12 protein-coding genes are annotated in these 12,349 nt (G+C 62.0%); 3 read left to right on the top strand and 9 right to left on the bottom strand.

The window, feature by feature from the left end:
- Window positions 1-109 precede the first annotated feature (109 nt).
- From F451_RS0101530 to mnmG, 4 genes are read right to left on the bottom strand one after another with little or no spacing between them, the layout of a single operon-like run.
- Window positions 110-988 carry a ParB/RepB/Spo0J family partition protein gene (locus tag F451_RS0101530; protein ID WP_020679582.1) on the bottom strand — a complete coding sequence of 293 codons (879 nt, stop codon included), beginning with the start codon at window positions 986-988 and terminating at the stop codon, window positions 110-112.
- Window positions 988-1,800, bottom strand: coding sequence for a ParA family protein (locus tag F451_RS0101525; protein ID WP_020679581.1), 813 nt, complete (start codon window positions 1,798-1,800; stop codon window positions 988-990). The genes F451_RS0101530 and F451_RS0101525 overlap by 1 nt, the downstream gene beginning before the upstream one ends.
- Before the next feature lie 2 nt (window positions 1,801-1,802).
- On the bottom strand, window positions 1,803-2,429 hold the full coding sequence (gene rsmG / locus F451_RS0101520; protein WP_020679580.1) for a 16S rRNA (guanine(527)-N(7))-methyltransferase RsmG: 627 nt from the start codon (window positions 2,427-2,429) through the stop codon (window positions 1,803-1,805).
- Complete coding sequence (gene mnmG / locus F451_RS0101515) at window positions 2,429-4,324, bottom strand: tRNA uridine-5-carboxymethylaminomethyl(34) synthesis enzyme MnmG (protein ID WP_020679579.1); 1,896 nt, start codon at window positions 4,322-4,324, stop codon at window positions 2,429-2,431. The genes rsmG and mnmG overlap by 1 nt, the downstream gene beginning before the upstream one ends.
- A 1,169-nt stretch (window positions 4,325-5,493) precedes the next feature.
- On the opposite strand from mnmG, the gene F451_RS0101510 reads away from it, so the two are divergent.
- Together F451_RS0101510 and F451_RS0101500 are read left to right on the top strand one after the other, a co-directional pair.
- Window positions 5,494-6,744, top strand: a complete 1,251-nt coding sequence (locus F451_RS0101510) for a M24 family metallopeptidase (protein WP_026291416.1) — start codon at window positions 5,494-5,496, stop codon at window positions 6,742-6,744.
- Window positions 6,745-6,828: 84 nt separating this feature from the next.
- Entirely contained in the window at window positions 6,829-7,704 is an 876-nt protein-coding gene (locus F451_RS0101500) for a DMT family transporter (protein ID WP_020679577.1), read from the top strand.
- Between the two features lie 12 nt (window positions 7,705-7,716).
- On the opposite strand, the gene cobF is transcribed toward F451_RS0101500, so the two are convergent.
- Genes cobF through F451_RS0101480 form a run of 4 tightly spaced genes read right to left on the bottom strand, consistent with a single transcriptional unit; the run spans window position 7,717 to window position 10,866 of the window.
- Entirely contained in the window at window positions 7,717-8,478 is a 762-nt protein-coding gene (gene cobF / locus F451_RS0101495) for a precorrin-6A synthase (deacetylating) (RefSeq protein WP_020679576.1), read from the bottom strand.
- Window positions 8,475-9,275 carry a precorrin-4 C(11)-methyltransferase gene (cobM, locus tag F451_RS0101490; RefSeq protein WP_020679575.1) on the bottom strand — a complete coding sequence of 267 codons (801 nt, stop codon included), beginning with the start codon at window positions 9,273-9,275 and terminating at the stop codon, window positions 8,475-8,477. Before cobM ends, cobF begins: the two co-directional genes overlap by 4 nt.
- Entirely contained in the window at window positions 9,272-9,661 is a 390-nt protein-coding gene (locus F451_RS0101485; RefSeq protein WP_020679574.1) for a cobalamin biosynthesis protein, read from the bottom strand. Before F451_RS0101485 ends, cobM begins: the two co-directional genes overlap by 4 nt.
- Complete coding sequence (locus F451_RS0101480; RefSeq protein ID WP_020679573.1) at window positions 9,658-10,866, bottom strand: bifunctional cobalt-precorrin-7 (C(5))-methyltransferase/cobalt-precorrin-6B (C(15))-methyltransferase; 1,209 nt, start codon at window positions 10,864-10,866, stop codon at window positions 9,658-9,660. The genes F451_RS0101485 and F451_RS0101480 overlap by 4 nt, the downstream gene beginning before the upstream one ends.
- Between F451_RS0101480 and F451_RS0101475 the strand changes: the two genes are divergently transcribed.
- Complete coding sequence (locus F451_RS0101475) at window positions 10,865-11,614, top strand: cobalt-precorrin-6A reductase (RefSeq protein ID WP_020679572.1); 750 nt, start codon at window positions 10,865-10,867, stop codon at window positions 11,612-11,614. The genes F451_RS0101480 and F451_RS0101475 overlap by 2 nt on opposite strands.
- On the opposite strand, the gene cobJ is transcribed toward F451_RS0101475, so the two are convergent.
- Window positions 11,590-12,339, bottom strand: coding sequence for a precorrin-3B C(17)-methyltransferase (gene cobJ / locus F451_RS0101470; RefSeq protein WP_026291413.1), 750 nt, complete (start codon window positions 12,337-12,339; stop codon window positions 11,590-11,592). The genes F451_RS0101475 and cobJ overlap by 25 nt on opposite strands.
- Between the last annotated feature and the right edge of the window lie 10 nt (window positions 12,340-12,349).

Raw genomic sequence — 12,349 nt, 5'->3', positions numbered from 1 at the left:
CGGTTACTAAGGCCGTAAAAAGTGTTCACAGGACAGGATAAAAATGGCCGATTTTAATGCAATCAGTAAACAAGAGTTCAAAAAACAACCAACATGATTTTATTAATTGCTATTTAAGATTTTCTAGAATGGCATTCAATTCGGCTTCGCTATTATAGGAAATGCTGATTTTGCCCTTGCCCCGGACGTTACGGCTGATCGAGACGGGCGCAGAGAAGCGCGCCGACAGCTCACCTGCCAGCTGCTCCAGGGTCGGGTCGGGCTGGGTCGGTTCGACAGGTTGCGACTGGGGGGACTGCAACTTGCGCACCAGGGCTTCGGTCTGACGCACAGTCAGGCCACGGGCCACCACTTCGCGGGCGGCTTCGAGCTGGGCTTCACTTTCCAGCGCCAGCAAGGCACGGGCATGGCCCATTTCCAGGTCGCCGTAATCAAGCATCTTCTTGACCTCTTCTTCCAGCTTCATGAGCCGTAGAAGGTTGGCGATGGTGGAGCGTGATTTGCCGACAGCCTTGGCCACCTGCTGCTGGGTCAGTTCGAACTCCTGCTGCAGGCGCTGCAGCGCCACGGCCTCCTCAATGGGATTGAGATTTTCGCGCTGAATGTTTTCGATCAAGGCCATGGCAATGGCGGCTTCATCGGGCACTTCGCGCACCAGCGCCGGTATTTCCGTCAGGCCGGCCATCTGGCCGGCACGCCAGCGCCGCTCACCGGCAATGATCTCGAAGCGGTTGTTGCCCTCCACGGAGCGCACCACGATCGGCTGCATGATGCCCTGCGCGCGAATGGAATCGGCCAGTTCTTCCAGCGCGCCAGGCTCCAGATCACGCCGGGGCTGGTAGCGGCCACGCTGGATTGCATCGACCGACAGCAGACGGTAACCGTCCAGCGGCTTGGCGCTATCCTCTACAACCGGTTCATGTACCTGTTCCACCGTGGATAACAGCGCATCCAGCCCGCGTCCCAGGCCCCGTTTCATTGCAGCCATCAGTTTGCTTCCTGTACCTGTTCTTTATCGACAGCCGCGGCTTTTTCCTGCGCCGTCTTGCGGATAAGCTCACCCGCCAGCGCCAGATAGGCCAGCGCACCGCGGGAGCTTTTGTCGTACATCAGTGCCGGCAAGCCATGACTGGGGGCTTCGGCCAGCCGCACATTACGCGGAATCACGGTGCGGTACACCTGATCACCAAAGTAGTCAACGAGATGATTGGAGACATCGCGGGTCAGACTCATGCGCGGGTCGAACATGGTACGCAGAATGCCCTCTATCTTCAGTTCCGGATTAAGGCGCTGATTGATCTTGTTGATGGTGCCCACCAGCGCGCTGATACCTTCCAGCGCGTAGTACTCGCACTGCATGGGAATAATGACACCGCTGGAACAGGCCAGTGCATTGACGGTCAGCAGGTTAAGCGAGGGCGGATTGTCGAGCAGAATGTAATCGTACTCGTCCATCACTTCCATCAGTGCCATCTTGAGGCGAAACTCGCGCCGCGGCAGATTGAGCAACTCGACCTCGGCCGCGGTCAGATCGCCATTGGCACCAATCACGTGGTAACCGCCCGTCACTTCGGTCAGGCGCGCCTCGGCGGCACTCGCCTGATCCGTCAGCACATCATAGGCAGACAGTTCGAGCGTGTGCTTGTCGATCCCGCTTCCCATGGTGGCATTGCCCTGGGGATCCAGGTCGATCATCAGTACGCGCTTCTTGGTGGCAGCAAGCGACGCTGCCAGATTGACGCAGGTGGTTGTCTTGCCCACCCCCCCTTTCTGGTTGGTAATGGTGAGGATTTTCGCCAAGGTCAGGATCTCCCTAGAATCAACAGATGACGCGCACCCTCGCTACCCGGCACCCGCAGTGGGTGACTGGCCTTGAGTTCAACTCCGGGCGTCAATGCCTGAAGTTCGTCATCAGGATACAGACCTTTCATTGCAAGAAAAACACCATCTTCGCGGCACAGGTGGGATGTCCAGTGCAGCATCGCCTCCAGGGACGCGAAGGCCCTGGAAATCACCTGATCAAACGGCGGCCGATCACAGCTTTCGGCCCGCGCATTGATCACGTCCAGATTATCGAGCCCGAGTTCGGCCTTGACCTGGGTCTGAAAACGGGTCTTTTTACCATTGCTGTCCAGCGTGGTCACCGCGATATCAGGGCGGCATATGGCCAGCGGGATACCGGGCAGGCCTGGGCCGCTGCCCACATCGATCAGACGCGGGCCCGTGATATAAGGCAGAACGCTGAGACTGTCGACCAGGTGACGGTCCACCATCTGGGCCGGGTCACGGACGGCGGTGAGGTTGTAGGCCTTGTTCCATTTGACCAGCAACGCCAGATACGCCATCAGCTGATCTGCCTGTTGCGGGGTCAATTCGATGCCCATTGCACCGGTTTGGCGCACCAACTGTTGCTTGAGTTTTGCATCCATTAGCTGGCGGCCTGTTCCTGGCTGGATTTGAAGCGGTGTTTTTTCAGATACACCAGCAGCAACGAAATGGCTGCCGGTGTCATACCTTGAATGCGAGACGCCTGAGCGATGGTTGCCGGCTGCACGGACTCAAGTTTTGAGCGCAGTTCGTTGGACAAGCCACTGATCAGGCTATAGTCCATGTCCGCCGGCAGCGCGGTATTTTCCTGGCGCTGCATCTGCTCGATTTCTTCGCGCTGGCGATCAATGTAACCGGCGTACTTGAACTGAATTTCAACCTGCTCAGCGACCTGAGGATCGGCCACCGGGCCACCGGTAGTGGAGGCAACATCGAGGTACTCGAGCTCGGGCCGCTTGATCAGGTCGGCCAGATTGTATTCCCGGCTCAGCGGTGTCTTGAGTTTGGCATTCAGCACGGCGGCAACATCACTGCCCGGCTGCACCCAGGTGTCGCGCAGACGCTGTTTTTCCTGCTCGATCGCTTCGCGCTTGTTGCAGAAATGCGCCCAGCGCGCATCACAGACCAGCCCCAGTTCACGGCCCTTTTCGGTCAGGCGCAGGTCGGCATTGTCTTCGCGCAGGATCAGGCGATATTCGGCGCGGCTGGTAAACATGCGATAGGGCTCGGCGGTGCCGTGGGTAATCAGGTCATCGACCAGAACACCGATATAGGCTTCATCCCGACGCGGATGCCAGGCATCGCGCTCGAAAGCGCGGTTGGCCGCGTTGATACCCGCCAGCAGGCCCTGAGCACCGGCCTCTTCGTACCCCGTCGTGCCATTTATCTGGCCGGCAAAAAACAGCCCGTTGATATGCTTGGTTTCCAGGCTGTGCTTCAGATCCTGGGGATTAAAGAAGTCATACTCGATCGCGTAACCCGGCCGAGTGATATGGGCGTGCTCGAAGCCACGGATGGAACGTACGGCTTCCAGCTGGATGTCAAAGGGCAAACTGGTGGAAATACCGTTGGGGTAGAGTTCGTGCGTCGTCAGTCCTTCAGGCTCAACAAACACCTGGTGCGAGGTCTTGTCGGCAAAACGCATGATTTTGTCTTCCACCGACGGGCAGTAACGCGGGCCCGCACCGGAAATCACACCGGTATACATCGGTGAGCGGTCGAGACCCTTGCGCAGTATCTCGTGGGTCTGCTCGTTTGTGTGTGTGATATAGCAGCTGACCTGACGCGGGTGCTGGCTCAGGTTGCCCATGAAGGACATCACCGGTACCGGGGTATCACCGGGTTGCTCCTGCATGACGGAAAAATCCACCGAGCGGGCATCAATACGCGGCGGAGTGCCCGTTTTCAACCGGTCGACCCGCAGCGGCAGTTCACGCAGGCGATGTGCCAGCGCAATGGAAGGCGGATCACCGGCACGACCGGCGGAATGGTTTTCCAGGCCGATATGAATCAGTCCACCGAGGAAGGTACCCGCCGTCAGGATTACCGAGGTGGCATGAAAACGAATACCGGTCTGGGTCACGACACCGCACACGGTGTCACCTTGCATGATTAGGTCATCTGCCGATTGCTGGAAGATCTGCAAATTGGGCTGGTTTTCCAGAATCTCGCGCACGGCTGCCTTGTACAGGATACGGTCAGCCTGGGCCCGGGTCGCACGTACGGCCGGCCCCTTGCGCGAATTCAGTACTCGAAACTGGATGCCGCCGAGATCCGTGGCGGTCGCCATGGCGCCGCCGAGCGCATCGATCTCCTTGACCAGATGACTTTTGCCTATGCCACCGATGGCGGGGTTGCAGGACATCTGTCCGAGCGTCTCAATATTGTGGGTCAGCAACAGGGTCTTGGCGCCCATGCGTGCAGCGGCCAATGCGGCTTCGGTGCCTGCATGACCTCCACCAATCACGATCACGTCAAAACGACCTGGATAGTCCACCTGATGAGTACCTCTGTTGAGTAGTGCTCGGCGTGACAGATGAGTCAGCCGCAAAATGGGCGCTAAGTATACTCCCATGTTGCCGATTAGAAAATGTTCAAAAAATGTACACTTCCTTTTGTTCAACGCTTTGTGTTCTTAAAGAGTTAAATATATTTCTCTTTATATATGTGTTTTATATTTGTTGTTGTTATTAGTAAGCGCACCTTCTGTACAAAAGTCTATTTAACTCAATAAAAACAATTGCTTGCAGTGGTTGGTAGGTTGTTATGAAGGTGCTGTCAGAGCAGGGTCAAAGCTCTGCATAGCCTGTTGATGAAACCGTTGGTTATCCACACGGTACTTTATCCACACTGTTGTGCAGAGGGCTGTCCCATAGCTATGCACAGGATTCAATGATCCACAGCAGCCTGGAATTAAATTTTCGGCTGCACTGAATCAACTGTCATTAAGCTGTGTGCAAGTAGCCTTTCTATCCACAATACGCTGCAGTAGTCGTCGTACAACTTGCTGTGCGTAACCGGCCCCGAGGTTCAGGCATGCCGTCCCATGTTGATACTTTCTGTGTATAAATGATATAAATTGTTATTAAACATATACTTGTATGTTTAATAACCTGGTTTGTTAGCTGTTGCTGAAGGCAGGTATAAGCCGTGCACAGCCTCTGGGTAAGCGTCCGTATGAACGACGTATTTCCTTCGTAAAGTTACGGGCCCGAGCAGAATGTTCTGCAGCTGTGGGTAAGTAATTCTTATTTTCTGCCTGTGTATATCTTTTTTTGCTGTGGGTAACCCCTGTGATTCTCATAACTCATCTAGTGATGTGTTGATATCCTTTAACGAGTCTTCATCACTAGGTTGCGCGGATGCTTTCCCGGCGTTGGATCGCCGGCGTTGGATCGCCGGCGTCGTATCGCTGGTGTCTTGCGTGCTTTGCGGGGCTGCGACAGGCACTGGCGGGTGGCTTCGCCGCAGTTGTTCAACCTGTGTTCCTGGGTCATGACCTGGTGAGTTTTTTTCGATTTACTTGCGGGTGCGATCAGGTATTTTTGAGCCGCTCAATTCAGCCTGGTGGGCTGATGCATGACACAGGCCCGCGTCTGCCCGCAGGGCGACCTGTTTGTCGCACCAAATGAATAACAACAACAGGCCGCGGGCCCAGGGTGAGCCATGTCAGAGGAAACCAGCTGTCACACGGAGTCAGCCAGGGCCGGGAACGGGTTGCGCAATCCGGTGACGCCAGAGGTACACAGTGCTGCCCGTCGGTACCGTTTACAGCGGGTCAGGCAGCAGCTACAACGCAATGGGTGTGTGGCCACGCTGTTGTATGACCCGGTCAATATCCGGTATGCCACCGACAGCTCGAACATGCAGGTCTGGACGCTGCATAACTACGCCCGCTATGCGCTGGTGTTCGCTCAGGGGCCGGTAATACTGTGGGAGTTCCACAACTGCGAGCACCTGCAGGATGGCAATGAGCTGATCGATGAAATTCGTCCGGCACTGAACTGGAGCTACTTTGGCGCCGGTTCGCGCATGAGTGAAAAGGCGGCGCTCTGGGCCGACGAAATTGCCGATCTGGTGCGTCATCATGGTGGTAAAGGGGCACGGCTCGCGGTCGACAAGGCCGATCTCGAGGGGTTGGAGCTGCTGCAGCGTCTGGGCGTGCAAGTGGTTGAGGGTCACAGCCTGATGGAGGAAGCCAGGCGTATCAAGTCGCCTGACGAGCTGGCGCTGATGCGCTGGACGATCAATGTCTGTGAGCAGGGCATTGCCCGCATGCATGACGAGTTGCGCCCCGGCATGACGGAAAACGAACTCTGGGCCTGGCTGCACTTTGAAAATATCCGTAACGGCGGCGAGTGGATTGAAACCCGGCTGCTGGCTTCGGGGCCCCGCACCAACCCCTGGATGCAGGAATCGAGTGATCGAGTGATGCAGGTCGGCGAAATCGTCTCTTTCGATACCGACCTGATCGGTCCTTATGGCTATTGTGCGGATATATCCAGAGCCTGGACGGTCGGTCATGTCGCGCCCAGCGATGAACAGCGCAGGCTCTACAGCCTGGCCCATGAGCAGATTCACACCAACATGGCGCTGCTGAAAGCCGGGCTAAGCTACCGGGACTTCACCCACCAGGCCTGGCCAATTCCGCCGGCGTTTCATCACAACCGCTATTGCTGCCTGGTGCACGGGGTTGGCCTGGCCGATGAATTCCCGGCCGTGGCCCATGCCGGATCCGACTGGGACAGCGGCGGTTATGACGGCGTGTTCGAGGAAAACATGGTGGTGTGTGTCGAGAGTTATATCGGCGAACAAGGCGGATACGAAGGCATCAAGCTGGAACAGCAGGTACTGATTACCGCCGAGGGCTGCGAGCCTCTGTCTCGCTATCCGTGGCAGGATGACTGGCTGATTTGACATGCCGGCGGGCATGCCCGCCGAATCCGCAATGCCTTTTCAGGATTCACTGCATCTCTCTTTATATTTCTGGATACCTTGCTGATGCCAATCAGGTTTTATCTAAAGGGCGCGTCCCTGGTGTTGCTGGCTGCGCTGGGCTTTAGCCTGCAGCCGATTTTTGCCCGCGAGGTCTATGCCGACGGTGCCAACGCACTGGGGCTGGTGTGGCTGCGCTTTCTGGTTCCCAGCCTGCTGCTGCTGTTGCTGTTGCCGGGCAAGACACGCCGGCTGAGGCCCGGGCCCGGGCTGCTGGGGATGATCAATGGTGTGGCGTCGCTGTGCTACTTCATTGCGTTGCAGCAGGTGACAGTGAGCCTCACCGTGATGCTGCTCAGTCTGTTTCCGCTGCTGGTGTTTATGCAGGCCTGGGCGAGGCGCCAGGAAAGCCTGACCGGGGGGCGGGTGCTGGCGCTGGCCGGTGCCCTGGCGGGGGTGTATTTCACCCTGGACGGCGATTTTGCGGGCTCCTGGGTCGGTATCCTGTTTGGTTTTGGTGCGGCACTTTTTTACAGCGCTTACCTGGTGGGGGCGCCCCGCTGGATGCCCGCCGGTGATGCACTGGGCTCCTCTGCCTGGACGCTGATTGGTGCGGCGCTGGTGTTTTCGGTACCGGCGGTGCTGGGGTACGCCGAGCTGCCACAGAGCGTACGGGGCTGGAGTGCGGTGCTGGCGCTGGGTATCGTCTCGACCTTTATTCCCTTTCTCCTGCTGATCAAGGGTATCGGCATGCTGCAGCGCCAGTTCGATGTCGCCATTTTCTCGACGCTGGAACCGGTGGCATCGGTCTTCTGGGCCTGGCTGCTGCTGCACGAAACCCTCAGTGAAAACAGCCTGCTCGGCGGTGTACTGGTGCTTGGTGCCGCGTTGCTGATGATCTGGTCGCAGTCCAGACCTCAGCCTGTACCATCCGGGGTTTGACGCTGACGCCCCTCAGCGTGGTCGCCGGGCCAGCAGGTAGATATCCATGATCCAGCCATGCTGTGCGCGCAGGGCGGCGCGGCGGGCCGTGATCTGTGGCCCCGCCTCCGCGAGGGGGCCGTCGAGCAGGCATTGCTTGTCCATCCCCAGATAGGCGCCCCACCAGATATAGAGCCCTTCGGGCGGCAGTGCTTCAAAGGCGCCGCCGCTGTCGAGCATCACCGCAACCCTGGTCGCTTCTTCGGGCCAGCCGCGTTCCCGCAGGCGCCGGCCGGTGGTGATCAGCACCGGTTCGGCGAGCGCGTTGAGGGGGATTTGGTGCGCGGCGGTGAGCACCTGCAAACTGGTGATGCCCGGCACTACGTCGACCTCGACCGCCCGTCCGGCCGCACCCAGGCGTGCAGCGATGCGCAGGCTGCTGTCGTACAGCGACGGGTCGCCCCAGACCAGCATGCCGACCCGCCCCCCCGCCGGCAGGTGGGTATCCATCAGGTCTGCCCAGACAGCGGCGATCGCGTCGTGCCAGTCGTCCACCGCCCCGAGGTAATCGTTGCGGCTGTCGCGCTGCGGCAAGTCAAACTCCACCACCCGGGCCTGCGATGACGCGTTCAGCAGGTTGCGGCACAGCAGGCGGCGCAGATCCACCAGGTCCGACTTGCCCTCCCCCTTGCGCGGCAGCAGGATCAGGTCCGCCGTGTTGAGCGCCCGCACGGCGGCCAGCGTGACGTGATCGGGGTTGCCGGTGCCAATGCCGATCAGTGAAAGCCGGATCATGCCCCGCTGTCCTCGTCGGGGCTATTCGCAAAGGGTGAGTCCGCCGACTGGGGGCGAAAGCGCCGGTCATACCCGACCGAATACAGGCAGCTTTCGTCGAAGTCCTCGGCACCCAGCGCCGGCCCCACCAGGATCAGGGCGGTCCGGTTCATGGCGGCGTCGATATGTGATTGAACCGTCGACAGGCGTGCCCGGACCACCCGCTCATCGGGCCAGCTGGCCCGCCAGACGATGGCGACCGGGCAGTCGGCACCGTAAAACGGCTCCAGTTCTTCCACCACCTTGGCGAGGTTATGGATGGAGAGGTGAATCGCCAGGGTGGCGCCGGTGCGCGCGAAGTTGGCCAGGGTCTCGCCATTGGGCATGGCGCTGGCGCGCCCGGGCGTGCGTGTCAGCACGACCGACTGGGCGACCCCCGGCAGCGTCAGCTCCTGTCCCAGGGTCGCGGCGGCGGCGGCAAAGGACGGTACGCCCGGGGTAATGGCATAGGGAATGTCCAGCGCGCGCAGCCGGCGCAGCTGCTCGCCCATGGCGGACCAGACCGACAGGTCGCCGGAATGCAGCCGGGCCACATCCTGGCCCGCGGCGTGGGCGACGCGGATCTCCTCGATGATCTGGTCCAGCGACAGCGGTGCTGTATTGATGATCCTGGCATTGTCAGGGCAATGTTTCAGCACCTGTTCGGGCACCAGGGAACCCGCGTAGAGGCATACCGGGCAGGCGGCGATAAGATCCCGGCCCCGCAGGGTCAGAAGATCCGGCGCGCCGGGCCCGGCGCCGATAAAATGTACGGTCATGCGGTCGTTCCTGTCGTTTCTGTCGCTTGGATGGCAACGGCCAATGCGGCCGTGGCCCGCCGGTCTGCGGAAATCCAGCGCGGACCCAGCAGCGCGGCGCCGGGGCCGGCCGCCACCAGGGCGACGGCCTCGGCGACGCTGCCGGTGCCCCGGGCCTGCAGGCTGTGGCTGGAGCGCGTGAGGGTGCGGGTCGCCGGCAGGGCGGTGTCCGCCACCGGGATTACGCCGATTCCGCGTGCCGCGCCCAGTGCCTGCACCAGCGGCAGCATTGCCTCGGTTGCAGCCAGCCGGTCGACCGGGCCGTGCTGTGCGGCCAGCCGGTCCAGCACCTCGGCCAGTGACGCCAGTGTCGCCGCCCGGCGAAAGCCGAAACCCGCCACGATCACCGGGTCACCCGCCACTGCACGATGGGGTAGCTGGCCTTCCAGCCCCGTCGTGTGCCGATGGGCGCGGCGGCAGCCAGTTCGAGCCGTAGCAGTTCACCGCCGGCCCGTTGCTGCCATTGGGCCAGCAATGTTTCGGACTCCAGGGTGACGGCGTTGGCGACGATGCGCACGCCCCCCGGCAGGTGTTCCCAAAGGTGCTGCAGCAAGGCTGCCGAGAGCCCGCCGCCGATGAATACCGCATCGGGGGGCGGCTGGTCCGTCAGCACCGTCGGCGCCGCGCCCTCGATCACCTCGAGCCAGTCGACGCCCAGGTTGCAGGCATTGCGGCGCGCCCGCGCCGCCCGCTCAGCCGACTGCTCGAACGCCAGGGCGCTATTGTCTGAATGCGCCAGCAGCCATTCGATGGCGATCGAGCCCGAGCCGGTGCCGATATCCCATAGCCGCTCCCCCGCTGTCGGGGCCAGCGCCGCCAGCGTCATGGCACGCACCATTTGCTTGGTGATCTGGCCGTCGTGTTCGAACAGCGCATCCGGCAAGCCCGGCGTCAGCGCCAGCGCCGGCCCCGTGCCATCGACCTCCAAGGCCAGCGCGACCGGGTGGGCGATATCGTCCGGCAAGGCAGTGTCTGCACCGAGCGCGCGAATGCGCTCGTCGGCGCCGCCCAGCGCCTCCAGAATATGCAGCCGGGACGCAGCGAAACCGAAGCGTTGCAGCAGGCCTACCAGCTCGGCCACTGCGCTACCGTCGCGCAGCAGCACCAGCAGGCGCCGGCCGCGCTGCAGGTAGGGCCGAATGCGCGTCAGCGGTTTGGCATGCAGGCCCAGGCAGGTACAGCCCTCCAGCGCCCAGCCCAGGCGCGATGCCGCCAGGCTGAAGGTGGACGGCGACGGCAGCGCCCGCCATTCAACGGTTGGCAGATGGCGTGCCAGGGTGGTGCCGGCGCCGAACCAGAACGGATCGCCGGAGACCAGCAGCACCACCCGCCGTCCCCGCTCGGCCAGCAACAGCGGAATGCCGTCGGCAAAGGGCACCGGCCATTCCCGCACCTCGGCATCGAGCGGCGGCAGCAGGCGCAGATGGCGGCGCGCGCCAAACACGACCTCGGCCGAATCCAGCGCGCTGCGGCTTGCCGGCGTCAGTCCCTCTGTGCCACTCTCCCCCCAGCCCAAAATCCACAGCCAGGGAGCGTTTGCAACGTCAGCCATGATGAAAGTCCTGATTCTGGGGGGCACCACCGAAGCCAGTGCCCTGGCCCGCACCCTGTGCGAATATTCGATTCCGGCCCTGTTCAGCTATGCCGGCCGGGTGACCGCACCGAAGCCGCAGCCGCTGCCGACCCGCGTCGGCGGTTTCGGTGGTGTCGACGGCCTGGCCGCCTTCCTGGCGGACAACGGCATCACGCACCTGGTCGATGCCACCCATCCCTTTGCTGCCCAGATGAGCCGCCATGCGGTGGCGGCGGCCGAACGCTGCGGCGTTGGCTTGATTGCGCTGACGCGGCCGCCCTGGGAGCCGGTCGCCGGTGATCGCTGGCAACGGGTCGCCAGCGTCGAAGCGGCGGTGCAGGCAATCGCCGGCCCCGCCGAACGGATCATGCTGGCGATCGGGCGCATGCACCTGGCGGAATTTGCCGCCCAGGCGCAGCACCACTACCTGCTGCGCCTGGTCGATGCCCCCGGTTCGCTGCCGCCCCTGCCCCGGCATTCGGTGATCGTTGATCGCGGCCCCTTTACCCTCGACGGTGATCGGGCTTTGCTGCGAGCACACCGCATCGAACGTATCGTCTGCAAGAACGCCGGTGGCGAAGGCGCGGCCTCCAAGCTTCGGGCGGCCCGCGAGCTGGGCCTGCCGGTGCTGATGATTGACCGGCCCGCGCCGGCGCCCCGACCCGAAGTGCACAGCGTTGACGCGGTGCTGGCGTGGCTCGGTCACGATACCGACCTTGGCGTGTAGACCAGGGACTCGCCGTCGCGCTCGATCCGCCGGGTCTGGCTGGAACCGACGATCACCAGGGTGCGCATATCGGCCATCTCCGGCTGTGCCTCGGCCAGGGTGCAGACCCTGATGGATTCCTGCGGCGTCGACACGGCCCGGGCGAAGATGATCAGGCGCTCGGGGCCGCAGGCGTCCCGCAGCACCTGCAGCGTGCGCGCAAAGCCCTCGGGGCGCGATGCCGAGCGGGGATTGTAGAACGCCATGGCAAAGTCGGCCTCGGCGGCCAGGCACAGCCGCTTCTCGATCAGCGCCCAGGGCTTGAGATTGTCCGACAGGTTGATGCAGCAGAAATCATGCCCCAGCGGCGCACCGGCACGGGCGCTGGCGGCCAGCATGGCGGAAATACCCGGCAATACTCGAATATCCAGCGAGCGCCAGGCCGGGTCGCCTGCCTCCAGCGCCTCGAACACGGCCGACGCCATGGCGAATACGCCGGGATCGCCCGACGACACCACCACCACCCGATGACCGTCGGCGGCCAGCTGCAGCGCCTGTTCGGCGCGGCGGATCTCCTCGCGGTTGTCCGAGCCATGGCGCATCAGCCCCGGCCGTGGCGCCAGCCGCTCGACATAGGGCACATAGCCCACCACGTCGGTGGCCTGGGCCAGTGCGGCGGACACTTCCGGCGTGATCATCGTCTCGGCACCGGGGCCCAGGCCTGCAATCATCAGCCAGCCGCCCATTCTGCCTTCA

This window comes from Marinobacterium rhizophilum DSM 18822 (assembly GCF_000378045.1).
In the GTDB taxonomy this organism is placed as follows: Bacteria; Pseudomonadota; Gammaproteobacteria; order Pseudomonadales; family Balneatricaceae; genus Marinobacterium_A; species Marinobacterium_A rhizophilum.
Note: the sequence above shows the minus strand (reverse complement) of the source record. Positions and strands in the feature narration are given on the sequence as shown.

Excerpts from the sequence above, each read along its gene's own strand:
- F451_RS0101530 (WP_020679582.1), bottom strand. The coding sequence starts at position 988 with ATGGCTGCAATGAAACGGGGCCTGGGACGCGGGCTGGATGCGCTGTTA.
- rsmG (WP_020679580.1), bottom strand. The coding sequence starts at position 2,429 with ATGGATGCAAAACTCAAGCAACAGTTGGTGCGCCAAACCGGTGCAATG.
- F451_RS0101510 (WP_026291416.1), top strand. The coding sequence starts at position 5,494 with ATGTCAGAGGAAACCAGCTGTCACACGGAGTCAGCCAGGGCCGGGAAC.
- F451_RS0101500 (WP_020679577.1), top strand. The coding sequence starts at position 6,829 with ATGCCAATCAGGTTTTATCTAAAGGGCGCGTCCCTGGTGTTGCTGGCT.
- cobF (WP_020679576.1), bottom strand. The coding sequence starts at position 8,478 with ATGATCCGGCTTTCACTGATCGGCATTGGCACCGGCAACCCCGATCAC.
- cobM (WP_020679575.1), bottom strand. The coding sequence starts at position 9,275 with ATGACCGTACATTTTATCGGCGCCGGGCCCGGCGCGCCGGATCTTCTG.
- F451_RS0101475 (WP_020679572.1), top strand. The coding sequence starts at position 10,865 with ATGATGAAAGTCCTGATTCTGGGGGGCACCACCGAAGCCAGTGCCCTG.
- F451_RS0101480 (WP_020679573.1), bottom strand. The coding sequence starts at position 10,866 with ATGGCTGACGTTGCAAACGCTCCCTGGCTGTGGATTTTGGGCTGGGGG.
- cobJ (WP_026291413.1), bottom strand. The coding sequence starts at position 12,339 with ATGGGCGGCTGGCTGATGATTGCAGGCCTGGGCCCCGGTGCCGAGACG.